Source organism: Pseudomonas taetrolens, assembly GCF_900475285.1.
Taxonomy (GTDB): Bacteria; Pseudomonadota; Gammaproteobacteria; order Pseudomonadales; family Pseudomonadaceae; genus Aquipseudomonas; species Aquipseudomonas taetrolens.
The window spans coordinates 2,525,774-2,544,879 of the sequence record NZ_LS483370.1 but is presented as its reverse complement, the minus strand read 5'-3'; the positions used below and the strand labels follow the sequence as shown (position 1 = coordinate 2,544,879).

Sequence of the window (19,106 nt, the reverse complement as noted above, 5' to 3'; positions counted from 1 at the left end):
TTGCGATTAGCGTAGCTGCTTGTAAAAAGGATGTCGGAATTTGTACATACTATCACCGGGAAATGCCGGCAGCCCATGATTTTGAGCTGGAAATGTCAAAAAAATATCATATACATGATTGAGGTCATTAAATTGACATGCCTATTGAGGCGGTAACGATTCAGCTGTTTAACAGCCTGTTTATTCAATAAACAGGGATTAAATCGGCCCGGAGAGAAGAGGGTGGATGAGTAAACTTCACGCATGGGTTTCTGAGTGACCCAATGCATGCTATTGGTTAGTAGGGTGTACGTGTGACATGCGTACCCCGATCGGACTCGTCCTCGGAGTCTGACCCTTCACCCTAACGAATGAGGTGCAGATATGCCCGTTAAGCACGACTTGTTACAGGATTTGGGTCTCACTAAGGAAGCTGTCAGCCAGTCTCGTAGCGCAGATCCTCATCTCGACAAGCTATTTGTGCAGTACAACGAGAAGGATGCCGAAGTGGTTGAGGCTGAGGCGAATGACGCTATCGGTGTTTCAGATGATGTGTTGCGCAAGCTCAAGGAGCAGCGGCTTCAGATCAAAGATAAAATCGCGCAACGCTTGAGCGTTTAAGTCACCGCAAGATTCAGGAAGTTGAAATGTCCAACGTCATCAAAATTGTCGCCACGTTGCGTGCCAAGCCAGGTCACGGGCATACCGTCGAACAGGCCTTGCGTGCCTGTGTCCCGGGATCACGCGCTGAAGCCGGTTGCCTGTTCTACGACTTGCACGTGGATCGTACCGACCCTGAGCGCTTTGTATTTATCGAAGGCTGGGCGGACATGGAGGCCATAGAGCAGCACAAGACCACTGCACACTATGTGACGATGGTTCAGGCCGTTGGCGAACTGCTGGCGCACCGTGAAGTATTGCTGCTGGATGAAGTCAGCATTTGAGCGTCAATTAAACCGTGCAGCATGACGCGGCGGCCCTGAACAGGCCGCCGCATTTGTTTCAGCGTCTAAAAACTGGCGGTTTCAAGACCGTACAGCGATTCACTGCCGGCCCGGATCGATTGTTCCAGGCTCAATGTGCGCGGTAGCAGACGGCTGAAGTAGAACTGCGCCGTTGCCAGCTTGGCGCGGTAAAAGTCAGGATCGGCGTTCAGCGAATCTTGCGCGACATCGGCCATGCGTGCCCACAGCCATGCGTAGGCGACATAACCAAACAGATGCAGGTATTCGACTGACGCGGCACCGATCTCGTTGGGGTTGAGGCGCGCCTGCCCTTGCAGCCAGTCACTCACGTCTTCAAGACGCTGTACGGCATTCAGCAGTTCACCGGCATAAGGTTTGCCAGGTTCGGCGGCAAAGGCGCGGATCTGGGATGTGAATAGACGCAAGGCCACGCCGCGGTTGGCGATGACCTTGCGCCCCAGCAAATCCAGCGCCTGGATTCCGTTGGTGCCTTCATAGATCTGGGCAATCCGCACATCCCGCACCCACTGTTCCTGTCCCCACTCCCGGATGTATCCATGGCCCCCGAACACTTGTTGGCCCAGTACGCAGCTGTCAAAGCCGGTGTCGGTGAAGAACGCCTTGGCCACAGGGGTGAGCAGGGCGACCAGCTCGCTGGCGGTTTGTTGTTCATGCGCGTCGGTGGAGAACTTGGCCAGGTCCAGTTGCTGGCCGACGAAGCTGGCGAAGGCCCGGCCGCCTTCGGTCATGGCTTTCATGCTCAGTAGCATGCGGCGCACATCGGGATGAACAATGATTGGGTCAGCGACCTTGTCGATGGCGACCGCGCCGGTCGGCGCACGACTTTGCAGGCGTTCGCGCGCATAGGTACGGGCATTCTGGTAGGAGGTCTCGGCGCTGCCGATACCCTGGATGCCGATCGACAAGCGCTCGTAGTTCATCATAGTGAACATTGCCGCCAGCCCTTTGTTCGGCTCGCCAATCAGCCAGCCGCAAGCGCCATCGAAGTTCATCACGCAGGTGGCTGAAGCCTTTATCCCCATCTTGTGCTCAATCGAACCACAGCTCACGGCATTGCTTGCACCTAGCGAACCATCGGCATTGACCTGGATTTTCGGCACCAGAAACAATGAAATGCCCCGTGGTCCGGCGGGTGCATCGGGCAATTTGGCCAGCACCAGATGAATGATGTTCTCGGTCAGGTCCTGCTCGCCGCCGGTAATGAACATTTTGCTGCCGCTGATGCTGAAACTGCCATCTGCCCGGGGTTCGGCCCGGGTACGGATCAACCCCAGATCGGTGCCGGAATGGGCTTCGGTCAAGCACATGGATCCGGCCCAGCGTCCTTCATACATGGGCGGCAGGAAGGTGTTTTTGAGTGCTTCGCTGGCGTGGGCATCAATGGCCAGGCAGGCACCGGACGTCAATGCCGAATACAGTGCGAAGCTGGAGTTGGCGGCATAGAGCATTTCTTCAAACTGCACGGCCAGCATCTTGGGCATGCCCAGTCCGCCAAATTCGGGGTTGCCCGACAGGCCTACCCAGCCGCCCTGAATGTACGTGTCATAGGCGGACTTGAAGCCCCGGGGCGTACTGACGTTTCCGGCCTCCCACTGCGCGCCTTCCTCGTCGCCACTGCGGTTGAGCGGTGCAAGCAGCTGGCCGGTGACTTTGGCGGCTTCTTCGAGAATCGCATCGGCGGTGTCGGCGTCCACCTGACCGGCCAGGGCGGGCAAGCGCGCCCACAGGGCTGGCGCTTCAAACACTTCGTGCAGTACAAAACGCATGTCGCGCAGCGGTGCATTGAATTCAGGCATCACAAAACCTCATTGTTGTTATAGGTGCATGGATCGTGCGCGATGATTTACAGGGCCTTGGCCATGTCGCGCAGCACGTATTTCTGAACCTTGCCCGTCGAGGTCTTGGGTAGCACGGTGAACACCACCGTACGCGGGACTTTGAACCCGGCCAGATGCTCGCGACAGAAGGCGATGATTTCACTCTCGCGCAGTTGCCGGTGATCCGCTTTGAGGGTGACGAAAGCACAAGGGGTTTCGCCCCACTTTTCATCCGGTCGGGCGACCACGGCGGCTTCCATGACGCCGGGGTGGCGATACAGCACGCCTTCGACCTCAATGGTCGAGATATTCTCGCCGCCGGAAATAATGATGTCTTTGAGGCGGTCACGTATTTCAACATAGCCGTCGGGGTGGCACACCGCCAGATCACCGGTATGGAACCAGCCGCCCTCGAACGCCTCGGCGGTGGCGCTGGGGTTCTTCAAGTAGCCTTTCATCACGGTGTTGCCGCGCATGAAAATCTCGCCCATGGTTTCGCCGTCCCATGGTGTAGGGCGCAGGGTTTTCGGGTCAGCCACCATGACGCCTTCCAGTGTGGGGTAGCGCACGCCCTGGCGGGATTTGATCCGGGCACGCTCGGCCAGCGGTTGATCGTTCCATTTGTCGTGCCAGGCACAAATGGTTACCGGGCCATAGACCTCGGTAAGGCCGTACACATGGGTGACCTTGATACCCATTTCTTCAACCGCGCCGATCACTTTGGCCGGAGGCGCCGCACCGGCGACCATGGCATGCACCGGATGATCGATGGCGGCCTTGGCAGATTCCGGCATATTGACCAGCGCATTGAGCACAATCGGCGCACCGCACAGGTGGGTCACCTGGTGTTCGCGAATCAGGGTCAGGATTTTTTGCGGGTCCACCCGACGCAGAAACACGTGCACCCCTGCCAGGGCGGTGATGATCCACGGGTAACACCAGCCGTTGCAGTGAAACATCGGCAAGGTCCATAGATACACCGGGTGGTTACCGATGGCCCAGACCATCTGGTTGCCCAGCGAGTTCAGGTAAGCCCCGCGATGGTGATAGACCACGCCTTTGGGGTTGCCTGTGGTGCCCGAGGTGTAGTTGAGGGCAATGGCTTGCCACTCATCCGCTGGCCATTGCCAGTCAAACTCCGGGTCGCCCTCGGCCAGTAGCGCTTCATAATCCAGTGAGCTGACAGGAAGGCCTTCGCCGTATTCGGGGTCATCGACGTCAATGATCAGCGGCGGATGATCAAGCATGGCCACCGCGGCATGAACCACATCATGGAATTCGCGGTCGGCGATCAGTACCTTGGCTTCGCCATGGGCCAGCATGAATGCAATCGCCTCGGCATCGAGGCGTACGTTCAGGGCGTTGAGCACGGCACCGATCATCGGCACCGCAAAATGAGCTTCCAGCATGGCCGGGATATTGGGCAGCATGACGGCCACGGTATCGTTCTTGCCAATGCCGCGTCCCGCCAGGGCGCAGGCCAGGCGCCGGCATCGGCTGTAGGTCTCGGCCCAGGTCCGGCGGATGGAGCCGTGGATCACGGCGGGGTAGTCGGGGTAGACGCTGGCGGTGCGCTCGATGAAACTCAAGGGGGAAAGGGCAATATGGTTGACAGCAGAAGGCTCCAGGCCTTGCTCAAAAATCGACATGATGGTCATTCCGGTGGCTGATTGTTAGCTCTATGGCTGCCTGTTCTACCTGGGGTGAACGGGCAGTTTGATGTCCGGTCTGATTTATAGCCCACTCCGGGTTTGATATGGAAGTAATACCTAAGCAATATAGTATATGTTCTATATCTCAATGCTTTGTTCACCCGCCAGGAACGCGTATGCCTGTTTCCCTGATGACTCACGACCCTCAACCGTCTGTTGTGCTGGGCGCAGACGCATCGCCGCGGGGGGCCAATCCTGCCTTTTCCCGCCTGCTGGCCGGCGGGCCCTTGAGCAGTGTCCGCGCATGGCTGCCGGGCAATTTGTCGGCGCTGGTACGCGCGTGTCTGCAACAGGCTCGGGCGATTGAGCAGGTGGAAGCTCACTACAACGATCAGGTATGGCTCTGGACATTGATCCCTGACCTGGACAATCAATGCGTCGTGGCTCGCGGGCGTGAGGCAAGTGCTGAACTGCTGGCAGAGCGCGAGGCGGTCAGAGCCCGGCGTCTATATCGATTGATCACCGAAAACACCACGGATCTGATCTCGCGGCACACCCCTGACGGGCGCTTTCTGGATGCGTCCCCGGCCTCCTGGACCCTTCTCGGGTATTGGCCCGAAGCGCTGCGCGGCACCCTGGCGCAACGTCTGTTCCATCGCAATGATCTGGCCTGCGTGATGCGCCAGGCCCGGGATGCGCTGGAGCTCGACGGTTATCACACCATGACTTACCGCATTCGCCATCAGGCCGGGCATTACCTGTGGTTTGAGACGGCCAGCCGGGCGATCCGTGAAACCTACACCGGGGCAGTGGTCGAGGTGATCAGCGTGTCGCGTGACATCACCGCACGGGTTCAGGCCGAAGAGAACAAGCGGCGCCTGGCCGAAGTGGTGGAGGCCAATCCGGATCCCGTGTTGTTTATCGACCCGGAAGGAGGTGTGTCTTACCTGAATCCGGCGGCCCGGCGCATGCTCGGGGTACCGGCGACGGCCGTCATGCCCGCGCTGGCGGCGTTTTTGAATTCACATGACCTGGCTCGCCTGGAAACCATCGGCTGGCGCCACGCGGAACAAGAAGGCCTGTGGACCACCGAGACGCGCCTGCAACCCTTGAACGGCGAGCCCTCCGTACCGGTGTCATTACTGCTGCTGGCGCATCGTTCCACCGCAGGCGAACGGTTTTTCTCGCTGGTGGTCCGTGACATGCGTGAGCGCGAGTTACGTGAAGCCGAGCAGCGTCATCATCAGGATGAAATGGCCCATACAGCGCGGCTGGTCACCCTGGGTGAGCTGGCCTCGGGAATTGCTCATGAAATCAATCAGCCGCTGGCAGCCGTGGTGAATTACGCCAATGCCAGTCAGCGTTATTTGCAAACTCTGGGCAGTAATCCCGACGCTGTCGAGCGGGTTGCCCAGGGGTTGGCGAGGATTAACCTGCATGCCAACCATGCCTCGGAAGTGATCAAGCGCCTGCGTGGTTTTCTGCGCAAGGGGCGCCGTCATCTGCAAGCGCTGGATGTCAGCGCGGTGGCACGCCAGGCCGTGAACCTGTGTGCCTGGGAGGCGCGTGAGCAGCAGGTCAGCATTGACCTGCAATGGCCGGAAAACCTGCCCCGGGTGTATGCCGATCGGGTATTGCTAGAGCAGGTGTTGCTCAACCTGTTGCGCAATGCCATTGACGCCAACGCTGAGCAACATCCCGGGCAACCTTCGCGTATTGCATTGCAGGTCCAGCCACTCGCCACTGGCAGGTTGCAGATCCGCGTGCAGGATCAAGGCCCCGGCGTCAGTGCCGACCAGCTTGAGCAACTCTTCACGCCGTTTTACACCAGCAAACCGCAAGGGCTGGGGCTGGGGTTGTCGATGAGCCGCAGTATCATCGAAGGCTTTGGCGGCGAACTCGAGGCCTGCCCACAGTCCGGCGGCTTGTTGATGTGCTGCAGCTTGCCGCTGATGATTTCACTCAACTCACAGGAAGAAGGTCTCTAACCCATGGCAATCCCGATGCAACCAGTGGTGTATGTGGTCGACGACGATCAGGGCATGCTCGACTCGACCGTCTGGCTGCTGGAATCTGTGGGGCTGGCTGCGCAGCCATTCACCAGCGGGCAGGCGTTTCTGGAAGCCTGCGATCCGGTACGCAGTGCCTGCGTGGTGCTGGATATCCGCATGCCGGGCATGGGCGGGCTGAATGTGCAGCAGGCTTTGCGCGAGCGCGGCATCACCATGCCGGTGATTTTTGTCAGCGGGCATGCCGATGTGCCTATCGTGGTTCGCGCCTTCAAGACGGGTGCCTATGACTTTATCGAAAAACCCTACAACCAGCAGTTACTGCTCGACAGCGTGCAGCAGGCGCTGAGCGGCGGTAACGCCCGGCAGTCTGCAGGTCAGGAGCACGCCGAGCTTGACGCGCGCCTGCACAGCCTGACACCCCGCGAGCGGGACGTGCTCTTGCCGCTGGTCAAGGGCTACACCACCCGTGAAATGGCTGAGCTTTTGGGGGTAAGCCCCAAGACCATCGACCTGTACCGGGCCCGGGTCATGACCCGCATGCAGGCCCGGCACTTGCCGGATCTGGTGGGCATGGCAATCGCTGCAGGGCTTGTCGATCCGCTCAACCTGGGTTAGGCGAGCAAGGCCTCTACAGCAGCCATGACCTGTGGGTTGTCGGTGTAGGCCACGTTAAAGCGCAGCGACTGCCGCAGCGCCGGCTCAAAGCCGAACAGGCTGCCGGGGGCGAGTACCACATCCCGGGTCAGCGCTTTGCGAGCCAGCTCCTCTGCATCAAACCCCGGGGGCAGCGTGGCCCAGATAAACAACCCGCCCTGATAGGGGCCACTCAACTCGAACCCCAGCCCCTGCAACCATTCGGCCACTCGCGGACCGGCGGCCTGCAGGCCTTGCATCACCCGTTTGCGGTGCTTGTGATAACTGCCATCGTTGAGCATCGAGGTGACCACCTGTTCAAGCATTTGCGAGGTAATGCCACCGCACATCAGCTTCATTTGCGTGAGGTTGGCCGCCACTTGCGGTGCAGCGACCACAAAGCTCAGGCGCAGATTGGCACTCAGGGTTTTGGAGAAACCGCTGAGGTATGTCACCTGTTCTGTACCGGCCAGGGCTGCGAGGCGCGGAGGCGGATTGGGGTGCAAGTCGCCATAGAGGTCATCTTCGATGATGTGGCAGTCATGGCGCTTGAGCAGCTCCAGCAGCCCGTAGGCCTGGCTTGGGGTGAACGAGTGCCCGGTCGGGTTGTGCAGCAGGCTGGTGGTTACGTACAGGCACGGGCGCTGTGCAATCAGCAACTGTTCCAGCGCTTGCAGGTCGAGCCCTTGTGCGCTGCGCTCAAGGGTGACTACACGGGCACCATGTAATGCCAGATTGGCGTGAAAGTTGAAGTAACAGGGGGCATCGAGCAGCACGCAATCCCCGGGTCGCAGACGCAACCGCAGAAGCATGTCCAGGGCATGCACGGTATTGGCGGTGGTGATGATCTGCTCCACGGGTACTTCGATGCCTTGCCCTGCCAGCTTGTGTTGCAGGGCCTGGCGCAAGGGCAAGTAACCGCTCGGGTCGCCATAACCCGTCAGTTGCAAGGCGGCAGAGCCGGCAATTTGACGCACGCTGGCGCGCATGGAACTGGACTCCAGCCAGCTTTCAGGCAAATGCCCGCCACCTGGTCGCATGCCACCGCTGGCGCCAATCAGTGAACGGCGCAAGATGCTGGTCAGGTCTTGCGGCAGCAGGTCAAGTCCGGTGGTCTGCGGCTGCACCGGCCTGGCCGCGACAAAGTAGCCAAGGCCCTGGCTCGAGGTGATGCGATTTTGTCCGCGCAGGCGGTCCAGCGCTTCAATCAAGGTGAATTTGCTCACGCCCCAGGCCTGCGTCATTTCCCGGGCGGAGGGCAGTTTGCTGCCGGGGCCCAGCAGGCCTTGGTCGATAGCATCGTTCAAGCATTCGACAATCTGTTGAACCTTGGATTTGCCAGGCTGGAACAGCAGGGTGGGTATGTGCATGCAGGACCTCGTACTTGACCGGTCATGCTACCAGTAAAGGTCGGTCAAGTCGGTGTGTGCTTGATCTGCCAAGGCTGAGACCTGCTGGCTAGACTGCGTGACCGCTCGCGTGTGTTCGAGCGATCAGATCAGGATGTACGGCGCGCCATGACCACCCAACTGACACTTGCTTCGTTTACTTACTTTTTGCTGTTCTGCGCCACGATGACCTTTAGTCCAGGCCCCATGACCCTGTTGTTGATGGGGCTGGGCATGCAGGAGGGTCTGAAGCGCTCGATGCCTGTACAACTCGGCGCGAGCGTGGCGTACCTGGTTTCGATCCTGATTTTTGCTGTCGGTTTCGCTGAGCTGGTGAAGGGCAATCCACTGATCAGCCGGGCCATTCAGTACATCGGCGTGGCTTACCTGCTGTACCTGGCCTACCGGCAGTGGACCAGCCCGGGTCTGGCGCTTGATAACCCTGCTACCGCAGTCCAGGACAGTTTCAAGGGGCGTTTTGGCAAAGGCTTGCTGACCGGTTTTTCCAACCCGAAAACCATCGTCATGTTCAGCGCGGTGTTTCCACAGTTTGCCGGGCAGGGTGGGGATACCCGGACGCTGGATGTGGCGCTGCTGGGACTGGCCTTTCTGTTGTTGCAATTTGTCAGTGGCTGCCTCTACTGCTATTTCGGCCAGCGCATTCGCCGCGTCCTGCAAAGCCCGGCCCGCCAGGTGTTATTGCGCAGGGCCACAGCGGTGATGTTGCTGGGCGTCGCGTTGATGCTGGCGCGGGGATTTTGATCGGGGTTCAGTCAAAACGCTTTAAGTGCACGGGAAACAGGCTGTCATAGGTTATATTGAGACCTGTTTCTGCCCGTATCGAGATTGGTTTTGTCGAGTCATCACTCCGTCGCCCCGCAGCCTTCAACTGTCCAGCTACATCAGGTCCAGGCACCTGTTGCGCTCTATCTTGAGCGACTTGCGCCCTCAAGCCGTCAGACCATGCGCTACGTACTCCAGGATGCAGCGGATCGACTGGGCGTCGAAGATGTGGCGATCGATGAGTTTCCCTGGCACGAACTGCAGCCGGGGCATATCACGGCCCTGGTGGCTACGCTGCGCACTGACGGTTACGCCCCCAACACCTCATCGTTGTATGTGAACGCCATTCGCGGTGTGATGAATCAGGCCTGGCAGCAAAGCCTGATCACCCAGGATCACCTGCTGAAAATCCGTGCGGTGAAGGCGGGCGGCGGGACGCGCCTTTCCAAGGGCCGCAACCTGCGCCGCACCCTGATTCGGGAACTGATGGATGTCTGTGCCGCAGACCCGCGGCCGCAGGGGCTCAGAGATGCTGCGATCATTGCCATCCTGTATGGCTCCGGGATGCGCAAGTCCGAATCGGTGAACATGGACCTGAGCCAGGTCAATGTTGCAGAACGCAGCTTGCAAGTGCTGGGCAAGGGCAACAAGGAGCTGATCAAGTTTGCCCCGGCCTGGGCCTTTGAGAAGCTCGAAGCGTGGCTGACCTTCCGCCGGGATAATCTCCCGCAAGGGGTCAGCGATGACGACTTCTTGTTCAATCGCATCCGCCGCGGCAATCACATCACCCGTGAGCGCATCACCAAGCATGCGATTTACTACATCGCCAAACAGCGGGGCAAGCAGGTCGGAGTCAATATCATGCCCCACGACTTCCGGCGCTCGTTCATTACGCGGGTGATCGAGGAGTACGACGTGTCGATTGCACAAAAGCTGGCGCACCACGCCAACATCGCCACCACCGTCAGCTATGACATGCGTGATGACAACGAGCGGCGCAATGCAACTGATCGTTTTATATTGTGATCGGTGTCTGCCCGGCGGGTTACCGGTCAAAACTTACTGAACCCTCACGCCATGACCTCACCTAAAGCTTTACAACTTTGGAGGTGAAGCATGCAAACCGAATACATCTGGATCGCACTCGCAGTCATTCTGTTGCTGGCCGAATTCTGGGCCATCCGCAGTGTCCTCAGGAGCGGTGCGTCGAAGAACAGTCGTTGCATGTGGATGGCGGTGATCATATTCGCGCCGCTGTTCGGCATGCTGGCGTGGTGGGTGGCAGGCCCCAAGCCCGAGACTCAAACCTCGTGATCCAGTGCCCCGCTTGTGCGGGGCAAGCAGTTCCCAGGTATTCATGACAGGCCCCAGCAGTGATCGTCGCCCGGGTGTGGCGGTCACGGGCATGACCGCTGGCCGAAGCGCCTATTCATCGCAGGGGGCCTTGTGGATGTAAAACCTTGTAATAACTATCCTTGTTTAGCCGGGTAAAAATCGAAGTAGGATTGCATCCCCAATCTACTAAAGGTTTGTATGAACACCCTCCTGGAACCTCCCAGTCGCGGCTACCTACCAGTTGCCACGCTTCGCTTGATCGCCGTTATCGAGCCTGTGTCACGCTTCCCAAGCCTGATATCCCCCGACGTACCCTTGTCCATTTCGCCGAATACCATGCCCCTGAATCGAATGCCTTCGAGTCGGGAAATGTTCGCTTGCGCGTGGCAAACGTTCGGCCTGAACCCGCGAGAGAGCGAATAATTATCTATGGAATGGATTGCTGATCCCACGGCCTGGCTTGGCCTGCTGACCCTGATTGTGCTGGAGCTGGTGCTCGGCATCGATAACCTGGTGTTTATTGCCATCCTGGCGGACAAACTGCCGCCCGAGCAACGTGACCGTGCCCGCGTCATTGGTCTGTCCCTGGCGTTGATCATGCGTCTGGGCCTGCTGGCCAGTATTTCCTGGATGGTGACCCTGACTCAGCCTCTGATCGAGGTGTTTGACAAGGTGTTCTCGGGACGAGACCTGATCATGCTCTTCGGTGGTCTGTTTTTGCTGTTCAAAGCCACCATGGAACTGCATGAGCGACTCGAAGGCCATGTGACCGAGCGTACGGGCTCGATGGGCTATGCCATGTTCTGGCCGATCGTTGCGCAAATCGTGGTACTGGACGCAGTGTTTTCGCTGGACGCGGTCATTACTGCCGTGGGCATGGTCGAACACCTGTCGGTGATGATGATTGCGGTGGTGTTCTCCATCGGCCTGATGATCCTGGCCAGCAAGCCGTTGACGCGCTTTGTGAACAGTCACCCGACCGTGATCATGCTTTGCCTGGGCTTCCTGATGATGATTGGCTTCAGCCTCACGGCTGAGGGGCTGGGCTTCCATATTCCGAAGGGCTACCTGTATGCGGCCATCGGCTTCTCGATCCTGATCGAGTTGCTTAACCAGCTTGCCCGCCTGCGCCGCAAGAAAAGCCTGCAGGGGCTGCGCCCGATGCGCGAACGCACGGCTCATGCGGTCATGCGCTTGCTGGGCGGTCGCCAGTTGAATACGGATGAAGTCGGCGAAGACATTGCCGACCTGATGGAGGGTGGCGAAGAGGAGCAGGTTTTCCATCGCCGCGAACGCATCATGATCAGCGGTGTTCTGCAACTGGCGGAGCGGCCGATTCGCGGTGTCATGACCCCGCGGGGCGAGGTGGACTACATCGACCTGTCGGATCCTGCAGAGGTGATTCGCGAGAAGCTGATGCATTCCTCCTATTCCAGATTGCCGTTGATTCGGGAAGGGGGCATTGATGAACCGCTGGGCTTTGTTCACAAAAAAGAACTGTTGAAAGAGCTGTTGGCGGGTCATGAACCGGATCTGGAAGCCATGGCGCGCAAGCCTCTCAACCTGCTGGAGAGTTTCACGATCCTCAATGCCCTGGAACAGATGCGCAAGGAGTCGACGCACATTGCGTTCGTGGTCAACGAGTTTGGAGACTTTATCGGTGTCCTGACCATGACCGACATCCTGGAGTCCATCGCGGGCGAGTTGCCGGATGCCAGTGAGATCGAGGGCCCGAACATTGTGTCCCGGGAAGACGGCTACCTGGTAAGCGGTGCCCTGAACCTGAGTCAGGTGCGCCAGCAGACCGATTTTCCGGCCAGGGCCACGGATGACTACCAGACCCTCGGCGGGATGGTCATGAGCCTGCTGGATCGGCTGCCGACCATTGGTGACACGCTGATCTGGGAAGGCTGGCGCCTGACAGTGACCGAAGTCGAGGAGCGTCGGGTGAAGAGGGTGCTGCTGTCTGCGTTGTAATCCCTGCGCAGTGAAGGACAAAAAAAGACCCGCTGTTACCGTAAAGGTGACAGCGGGTCTTTTTTATTGCAGGTGTTAAGGGCTGTTACTGGCTGTCAGGCAGCGCGTAAGCAATCACATAATCACCCCGATCAGCGGACTGGCGAGCACCACCGGCGGTGATGACCACGTATTGCTTGCCGGTTTTAGGCGAAACATAGGTCATGGGACCGCCTTGGCTGCCCACAGGCAAACGGGCTTTCCAGGCTTCTTCACCGTTGGCCGAGTTGAACGCACGCAGGTAGTAGTCCTGAGTCCCGGCGATAAACACCAGCCCGCCTTGTGTCGACAGCGTGCCTCCCAGGGTTGGCATGCCGATCGGCAACGGCAGGTGCATTTTGACACCCAGCGGGCCGGTGTCCTGGACCGTACCGACCGGAACCTGCCAGGCGATTTTTTGGGTTTTCATGTCGATTGCGGTCAAGGTGCCGAAAGGCGGGGCCTGACACGGAATACCGGCGATCGACAGGAAGCGGTTCTTGTTGACCGCATACGGCGTACCTTTGAGCGGTACTGCGCCCATGCCCGTGTTCAGCGCTTCGCCACCCGAAGAGGCCTTGGCATCTTTTTCCTGCGGCACCATCTGGACCCACAGACCCAGGCGCATGTCGTTGACAAAGATGAAGCCGTGGACCGGATCCGTCGACAGGCTGCCCCAGTTCATTCCGCCCAGCGAGCCAGGGAAGCTCAAGGACACGTCAGTGCCCGGTGCGGTGTACAAACCTTCGTAGCGCATTTTTTTGAACGAGATGCGGCACAGCATCTGGTCGAACGGCGTCGCGCCCCACATGTCCGATTCGGTCAGTGTTTGCGCACCGATCTGCGGCATGCCGACAGATTTTGGCTGGGTCGGCGAGTACGGTTCATTGGGAATATTGGACGCTTTGACCGGCACTTCTTCAACGGTGGTCAATGGCTGGCCGGTGTGACGATCGAGCACAAAAATCTGCCCGGCCTTGGTGCCGATAACAATGGCAGGCACGGTGTTGCCGTCAGATTTGGTGAAGTCGATCAGGCTGGGTTGCATCGGCAGGTCGAAGTCCCACAGATCGTTGTGCACGGTCTGGTAAACCCACTTTTCCTCACCGGTGGTGGCGTTCAGGGCCAGGATCGAAGCCCCGTATTTGTGGTCGAGTGCAGTCCGGTCTACGCCGTAGATGTCCGTGGACGAGCTGCCCATGGGCAAGAACACGGTGTTCATCAGCGGGTCATAAGACATCGGTGCCCAGCTGTTAGGCGTGCTGCGTACGTAGGTCTTGTCGCCGGTTGGCGCTTGTTTGTCTTGCGGGTTACCCGGGTCAAAGGCCCAGCGCATGGCACCCGTGACCACGTCGAAACCACGGATCACGCCACCCGGCATATCGCTCTGAACGTTATCGGCGACGCGGCCACCCACCACGACCGTGGTACCCGCCATCAGCGGTGCCGACGACAACTGGTAGTAGGAGTCTGGGACATTGCCCAGACCGGCTTTCAGGTCGACCTGGCCGTTGTTGCCAAAGTCTTCGCAGAACTTGCCGGTGTCAGCATCGACAGCAATCAGGCGGGCATCAATGGTGTTGGTCAGCAGCCGACGCTGGCAAGCAGCACCGGGTGCAACCGTCACTGCTGCGGCAGGAAGGCTGCCATCAGTGGGCGCAGCGATGGGCGCCGAGGCGTCAAAGTAGGCCAGGCCGCGGCAACGTTGCCATACCGCAGATTTGGCGTTGATCTGGTTTTTCCACAGCTCTTTGCCGGTGTCGGCGTCCAGCGCGATGAGATTGTTGTGCGGTGTGCAGATAAAGACCTTATCGCCCACTTGCAGCGGGGTCAGTTGGTCTTCCGCGCCATTGCCGTCGCTCAGGGCAATGTCACCGGTCTGGTAAGTCCAGGCAGGCACCAGCGTGGAAACGTTTTCGCGGTTGATTTGATCCAGCGCGGCAAAGCGGCTGCCACCTTCGTCATTGCCATAGTGCGCCCAGTCTTTCTGCGCATTAGCCGGATCAACCTTGGTCAGGCCAGGGCCATCACCGGTTGCCGAAACGGTGGCGTGAGGCTGGAACATGCCCCAGACACCCGCGGCCATCGCCACGGCGAGCACCGCGCTCAGGGCATATCCACCCATGCCGGGCTTCAAGCCGTTTGCCTTGCGCAGCGTCGGATAAACCAGCGCCACCAGCAGACTCAATACGCCCAAGGCGAACAGGCGAGAGACCAGCGGCCAGAAGACCAGGCCGGCATCGACCAAGGCCCAGAGGACGGAGGCAAGCATGACGGCTGCAAATAGCCAGGCGCCCGACACGCGCTGTTTGAAGAGCAGTATGGCGGAGGCAATCATGGCCAGGCCCGCGAGCAGGAAGTACAGACTGCCTCCGAGCGTCGCCAGATAACCGCCACCAGCGGTGAAGAGCAATCCGAATACCAGCACGCCCAAGGCGGTGACCCAAACGGGCCAGCGGCTTGCAGATGCCGAAGGTTGAGAGTTAATCATGGTGCGTGACCCTACTGATGCATGAACGTTGTGGGGAGGTTGCAGGCAAACAGACTTGATCCTGAATCAGGTATAGCTGTTTCCCGGACAGAACGAGAAGGGTGGCTGGGTCGCTGGAGTCCGTCTTAACGGGAAAACGGATGATCGTCAGCACGCAGTCACATTGTTAACTAAATGGTTAGTTTTGCCAGAATATCAAAAAAAGAACGGCTGCGACAAATTGTCCGCCGACAGGGGGCAGGAAGGACTTTTGTGGCAGCCGTAATAATCCAGACTGCAAACCCGTGACGGGTTTATCAGCGGGACAAGGGAATGGCGAGAATCGAGAAGGCCGGCAGGGGCGACTCAAGTGCAATGACGGGCCTGGAAGTCATGCGTCCGGCCCGGCTATATCTGCCCCGTCACTGGATACGTTGCAGCATGGCGTTCAGTGCCGTTTTGGCCTCGTGGCTGTTCAGACGCTCGATAAACAGCAAGTTTTCCCTGCGAAGGGTGTCTTCCAGCTCTTTCATCACGGGCTGTTTAAGCAAACGCTTGGTCTGCAACAGGGCCTCATTCGGCAGGGCCAGCAGTCGCTCGGCCATATGCTGTGCGGCAGCCAGGCATTGTTCGCCGTCGTCCAGCACTTCATTGGCCAAGCCCAGGGCCACCGCTTGGGTGCCGTCCAGGGCGTCGCCCCACAGCAGCAACCGTGCCGCTCTGGCATGACCCAGCAGGCGCGGTAGCAGAAGACTGGCACCGAATTCCGGGCACAATCCAAGGTGTACGAAAGGCATGCGCAGCTTGGCATTACGGGTGATCAGCACCTGATCGCAATGCAGCAGCAGGGTGGTGCCGATGCCAATGGCGGCGCCGCAGACCGCTGCAATCAGCGGTTTTTCCAGATGGATGACCGCCTGCATGAGACGGAACGCCGGGCTGCCCAGATGGGTCGGCGGGTGCTGGAGAAAGTCCTGCAGGTCATTGCCACTGGTGAAGCACTGTTCGCCCCCGGTGATGATGATCGCGCGGACATCGGGATCTTCGTCAGCGGCAAGCAGCAGGTCGGCCAGACGGGTGTACATGCTGTTGCTCAGGGCATTGAGCTTGTCCGGGCGGTTGAGGGTCAGGGTCAACACGGCGTCGCTTTGAGTGCTCAGGATCACAGGGTTCATCGGGCTGCCTTTTCTGGATTCACTGGCCGGACACCGGGTTCCGGCAGTTTTTTTATTGTTGTGCAGGTCAAAAGGTCGGCGGTGTGATGATCCAGATCACCACGGCATCGACCTCGCCGGGATTGCCGTAACGGTGCGGTTCCTGGCTGGAAAAACTGAAACTGTCGCCTTCATTGAGCTGGAAATGACGGTCGCTGACCCACAGTTCAAAACTGCCAGTGAGCAGGTACCCGGCTTCTTCACCCTCATGGCTGTAGCTTTGTTGACTGTAAGTGCCGGGCGGGAACCGCGAGTGCAGGATTTCCAGCTGACGATTGGGCTGCGGGGTCAGTAACTGGTCAACGATACCGTCCTCGTAATGCACGCTCATGCGGCTGTTCTTGCGCACCACGTAGCCACTGTCCTCGGGCGCTGAGCCTGCTTCGCTGGCGAAAAACCATTGAATGGTGACCCCCAGGCTTCGGGCGATATTGAACAGTGCCGGAATGGAGGGATAGGCCAGATTGCGTTCAAGCTGGCTGATATAACCCGCCGTCAGTTCGCTCATTTCTGCCAGGGCGGTCAATGTCATGCCCCTGCGCTTGCGCAAACCGCGAATCCGCGTGCCGAGGAAGTGCGGCTCTGTTGCGCCGCCCTGTTTGACGGGCGCGGTGCAGCCCGGCGGCAGTTTGCTGCTATTGCTCATTGCGTGCTCCGAACCGAGTCTGGGCTGAACGCGTTGAAGCGGTCAGCCTGAAGAGGGTATGTCTGCGACGATGCTGACAAAGGCCCGGAGTATAAAGCAGCGTCAAAGCTCCCAGGCAACCTTCAATCCTTCATAAATGGCTTCTTCGACGGTACGCGGTGCGAGGCAGTCGCCGATGCGGCGAAACTCCACCAGCCCCTGCAGCTCCGCGCCCAGGGTATCCACGGGCTGGTGGCCCTGGCACAGGACTAGCGTGTCGATTTGCTCAAACAGCATCGGCTCGCCACTGGCGGTGTGTTGCATGTACACCGTGCTGTCGTCGCAACCGTAAAGACGCGCATAAGGCGTGACTGGAATCCCCAGTCGATGCAGCTCGCCCGCCAGTTGATCACGCACGTACAGCGGCAGATTTTCCCCGCAATGGGTGCCGTTGACGGCCAGTTGCACCTGATGGCCGGCGCGCATCAGGCGTTCGGCGATGCCGGGGCCTATCCAGTCACAGCGCCAATCGACCACGAGCACTGAGCGGCCGGGTTTGACCTCGTCGCGCAGTACCTGCCAGGCATCCACCACTTGAAGTTCGCCGCCGCGTTCAAAGGCCGGCCAGTAGGGCTCTGCACCGGTTGCCACGATGACCAGATCCGGTCTTTCGCGCTCGACCAGCGCGCGATCCACGCGTGTGTTGCGCACAACACGTACGCCGGCCAGTTGCATTTCCCGCTGCAAATTGGTGCTGGCTCCGCCGAACTCACTGCGCCGGGGCAGCAGTTGTGCCAGCAAGACTTGCCCACCCAGTTGCGAACTGGCTTCGTAGAGTGTGACGTCATGCCCGCGTTCGGCGGCGATGGCTGCCGCCTTCATCCCGGCGGGCCCGCCACCTGCGATCATGATGCGTTTACGCTGTACGGTCGGCTGTACTGAGCCGAATATCAACTCCCGACCCGTTTCCGGGTGCTGGATACAGGAGATTGGCAGGCCTTTGTGGAAATGCCCGATGCACGCCTGATTGCAGGCAATACACGCCCGCACATCTTCGCTGCGCCCGGCATCGGTCTTGTTCGGCATTTGCGGATCGCAGATCAGCGCGCGGGTCATGCCGCACACATCGGCCTGACCGCGGGCAATGATCAGTTCGGCTTCCTGTGGCTGGTTGATCCGTCCCGTGACAAACAATGGAATCGACAGGCTGGCCTTGAAGGTTCCGGCTTCCTTGGCCAGATAAGCCGGTTCGATGGCCATTGGCGGTACGATGTGCACGGCACCGGCCAGGGAGGCCGAGGTGCCCGCGACGATGTGGATGTAATCCAGCTGTTGTTGCAATGATTTCACCGCCGCCAGCGACTCGTCTTCAGTCAGGCCTTCGGCATCGCGTTCGTCGGCGGAGATGCGCATGCCGATGATGAACTGGTCATCGGTGTTGGCACGCACTGCTGCGATGACCTCACGCAAAAACCGCAGGCGCTGTTCCAGGTCACCGTTGTAACCGTCGGTGCGTTGATTGATCCGCGGGTTGATGAACTGCGCGGGCAGATAACCATGACTGGCGACCACTTCCACACCGTCCAGGCCGGCTTGATGCAAACGCCTGGCGGCTGCGCCGTAGCCTTCGACGATGTCGTCGATCATGGCCTGATCCAGCGCGCGCGGCATGACGTGAAAGCGCTCGTTGGGGACGGCTGAAGACGAGTAGGCAACCGCCAGCAGGCCATCGCTGGACTCCATGATTTCCCGCCCGGGATGGAAAATCTGCGAAAGCACCAGCGTGCCGTGGGCATGACAGGTGTCAGCCAGTTTCCTGTAGCCCTCGATGCACGCGTCGTCGGTGGCCATCAACACATGGGAGGTATACCGCGCGCTGTCATGCACCCCGGCCACCTGCAGCACGATCAGCCCCGCCCCCCCTTCGGCACGCGCCCGGTGATAGGCGATCAATTGTTCATTGACCAGATTGTCGGTGGGCATCGACGTGTCGTGACCGCTGGACATGATGCGGTTCTTGAGGCGCTTGCCACGAATCTGCAGCGGCTCGAAGAGGTTCGCAAACCCGTGGTTTGAAGTCGGCATGGTGCGGTACTCCAGGCTGGCCGAGCCATTTACAGGGTGTTCGGCGTTGTTATTATTACCCTATAGAAATTTACCCTCAGTAAAAAATCAACTTGTTTTTTTAATATCGCTTGAGTAGCTTCAGTTCATACC

At 59.3% G+C, this 19,106-nt stretch carries 15 protein-coding genes; 8 read left to right on the top strand and 7 right to left on the bottom strand.

The genetic code is table 11. From position 1 onward, the window contains the following. Nucleotides 1-363 precede the first annotated feature (363 nt). Nucleotides 364-600 carry a YdcH family protein gene (locus DQN55_RS11625; RefSeq protein ID WP_048379757.1) on the top strand — a complete coding sequence of 79 codons (237 nt, stop codon included), beginning with the start codon at nt 364-366 and terminating at the stop codon, nt 598-600. A 26-nt stretch (nt 601-626) separates the two neighbouring features. Further along, a complete protein-coding gene (locus tag DQN55_RS11620; protein ID WP_048379759.1) occupies nt 627-923 on the top strand; it encodes a putative quinol monooxygenase in 297 nt (98 codons plus the stop codon). A 65-nt stretch (nt 924-988) separates the two neighbouring features. Here DQN55_RS11620 and DQN55_RS11615 read toward each other — a convergent pair whose 3' ends face one another. Beyond that, nucleotides 989-2,761, bottom strand: coding sequence for an acyl-CoA dehydrogenase C-terminal domain-containing protein (locus tag DQN55_RS11615; RefSeq protein ID WP_048379761.1), 1,773 nt, complete (start codon nt 2,759-2,761; stop codon nt 989-991). A gap of 47 nt (nt 2,762-2,808) precedes the next feature. Then, nucleotides 2,809-4,431, bottom strand: coding sequence for an acyl-CoA synthetase (locus DQN55_RS11610; protein WP_048380635.1), 1,623 nt, complete (start codon nt 4,429-4,431; stop codon nt 2,809-2,811). A 179-nt stretch (nt 4,432-4,610) separates the two neighbouring features. Between DQN55_RS11610 and DQN55_RS11605 the strand changes: the two genes are divergently transcribed. Both DQN55_RS11605 and DQN55_RS11600 read left to right on the top strand, forming a co-directional pair. Beyond that, nucleotides 4,611-6,422: a PAS domain-containing sensor histidine kinase gene (locus DQN55_RS11605; protein ID WP_048379763.1), complete on the top strand. Its 1,812-nt coding sequence runs from the start codon at nt 4,611-4,613 to the stop codon at nt 6,420-6,422. A 3-nt stretch (nt 6,423-6,425) separates the two neighbouring features. After that, entirely contained in the window at nt 6,426-7,061 is a 636-nt protein-coding gene (locus DQN55_RS11600; protein WP_048379765.1) for a response regulator transcription factor, read from the top strand. Here the strand turns inward: DQN55_RS11600 and DQN55_RS11595 are convergent. Then, nucleotides 7,058-8,449, bottom strand: a complete 1,392-nt coding sequence (locus tag DQN55_RS11595; protein WP_048379767.1) for an aminotransferase-like domain-containing protein — start codon at nt 8,447-8,449, stop codon at nt 7,058-7,060. The two genes, DQN55_RS11600 and DQN55_RS11595, sit on opposite strands and share 4 nt — an antisense overlap. Nucleotides 8,450-8,596: 147 nt before the next feature. Between DQN55_RS11595 and DQN55_RS11590 the strand changes: the two genes are divergently transcribed. The 4 genes from DQN55_RS11590 (at nt 8,597) to DQN55_RS11575 (ending at nt 12,562) form a co-directional block, all read left to right on the top strand. After that, nucleotides 8,597-9,229 carry a LysE family translocator gene (locus tag DQN55_RS11590; RefSeq protein WP_048379769.1) on the top strand — a complete coding sequence of 211 codons (633 nt, stop codon included), beginning with the start codon at nt 8,597-8,599 and terminating at the stop codon, nt 9,227-9,229. A 201-nt stretch (nt 9,230-9,430) separates the two neighbouring features. Then, nucleotides 9,431-10,276, top strand: coding sequence for a site-specific integrase (locus DQN55_RS11585; protein ID WP_048379771.1), 846 nt, complete (start codon nt 9,431-9,433; stop codon nt 10,274-10,276). Between the two features lie 90 nt (nt 10,277-10,366). Beyond that, complete coding sequence (locus DQN55_RS11580) at nt 10,367-10,564, top strand: PLD nuclease N-terminal domain-containing protein (protein WP_048379774.1); 198 nt, start codon at nt 10,367-10,369, stop codon at nt 10,562-10,564. Nucleotides 10,565-11,014: 450 nt separating this feature from the next. Beyond that, nucleotides 11,015-12,562, top strand: a complete 1,548-nt coding sequence (locus DQN55_RS11575) for a TerC family protein (protein WP_048379776.1) — start codon at nt 11,015-11,017, stop codon at nt 12,560-12,562. An 85-nt stretch (nt 12,563-12,647) separates the two neighbouring features. On the opposite strand, the gene DQN55_RS11570 is transcribed toward DQN55_RS11575, so the two are convergent. The 4 genes from DQN55_RS11570 to DQN55_RS11555 all read right to left on the bottom strand — a co-directional run bounded on the left by DQN55_RS11570 (nt 12,648) and on the right by DQN55_RS11555 (nt 18,974). Then, nucleotides 12,648-15,071: a glucose/quinate/shikimate family membrane-bound PQQ-dependent dehydrogenase gene (locus DQN55_RS11570; protein WP_048379779.1), complete on the bottom strand. Its 2,424-nt coding sequence runs from the start codon at nt 15,069-15,071 to the stop codon at nt 12,648-12,650. A gap of 401 nt (nt 15,072-15,472) precedes the next feature. Then, on the bottom strand, nt 15,473-16,225 hold the full coding sequence (locus DQN55_RS11565; RefSeq protein ID WP_048379781.1) for an enoyl-CoA hydratase: 753 nt from the start codon (nt 16,223-16,225) through the stop codon (nt 15,473-15,475). 67 nt (nt 16,226-16,292) lie between these two features. Beyond that, nucleotides 16,293-16,910, bottom strand: a complete 618-nt coding sequence (locus DQN55_RS11560; protein ID WP_088500012.1) for a cupin domain-containing protein — start codon at nt 16,908-16,910, stop codon at nt 16,293-16,295. Nucleotides 16,911-17,012: 102 nt separating this feature from the next. After that, nucleotides 17,013-18,974 (bottom strand): oxidoreductase, encoded by a 1,962-nt coding sequence (locus DQN55_RS11555; RefSeq protein WP_048379782.1) that lies wholly within the window; start codon nt 18,972-18,974, stop codon nt 17,013-17,015. Nucleotides 18,975-19,106: the final 132 nt, after the last annotated feature.

Coding starts and splice junctions, on each gene's coding strand:
- DQN55_RS11625 (WP_048379757.1), top strand. CDS start 364: ATGCCCGTTAAGCACGACTTGTTACAGGATTTGGGTCTCACTAAGGAA.
- DQN55_RS11620 (WP_048379759.1), top strand. CDS start 627: ATGTCCAACGTCATCAAAATTGTCGCCACGTTGCGTGCCAAGCCAGGT.
- DQN55_RS11615 (WP_048379761.1), bottom strand. CDS start 2,761: ATGCCTGAATTCAATGCACCGCTGCGCGACATGCGTTTTGTACTGCAC.
- DQN55_RS11610 (WP_048380635.1), bottom strand. CDS start 4,431: ATGTCGATTTTTGAGCAAGGCCTGGAGCCTTCTGCTGTCAACCATATT.
- DQN55_RS11605 (WP_048379763.1), top strand. CDS start 4,611: ATGCCTGTTTCCCTGATGACTCACGACCCTCAACCGTCTGTTGTGCTG.
- DQN55_RS11600 (WP_048379765.1), top strand. CDS start 6,426: ATGGCAATCCCGATGCAACCAGTGGTGTATGTGGTCGACGACGATCAG.
- DQN55_RS11595 (WP_048379767.1), bottom strand. CDS start 8,449: ATGCACATACCCACCCTGCTGTTCCAGCCTGGCAAATCCAAGGTTCAA.
- DQN55_RS11590 (WP_048379769.1), top strand. CDS start 8,597: ATGACCACCCAACTGACACTTGCTTCGTTTACTTACTTTTTGCTGTTC.
- DQN55_RS11585 (WP_048379771.1), top strand. CDS start 9,431: ATGCGCTACGTACTCCAGGATGCAGCGGATCGACTGGGCGTCGAAGAT.
- DQN55_RS11580 (WP_048379774.1), top strand. CDS start 10,367: ATGCAAACCGAATACATCTGGATCGCACTCGCAGTCATTCTGTTGCTG.
- DQN55_RS11575 (WP_048379776.1), top strand. CDS start 11,015: ATGGAATGGATTGCTGATCCCACGGCCTGGCTTGGCCTGCTGACCCTG.
- DQN55_RS11570 (WP_048379779.1), bottom strand. CDS start 15,071: ATGATTAACTCTCAACCTTCGGCATCTGCAAGCCGCTGGCCCGTTTGG.
- DQN55_RS11565 (WP_048379781.1), bottom strand. CDS start 16,225: ATGAACCCTGTGATCCTGAGCACTCAAAGCGACGCCGTGTTGACCCTG.
- DQN55_RS11560 (WP_088500012.1), bottom strand. CDS start 16,910: ATGAGCAATAGCAGCAAACTGCCGCCGGGCTGCACCGCGCCCGTCAAA.
- DQN55_RS11555 (WP_048379782.1), bottom strand. CDS start 18,974: ATGCCGACTTCAAACCACGGGTTTGCGAACCTCTTCGAGCCGCTGCAG.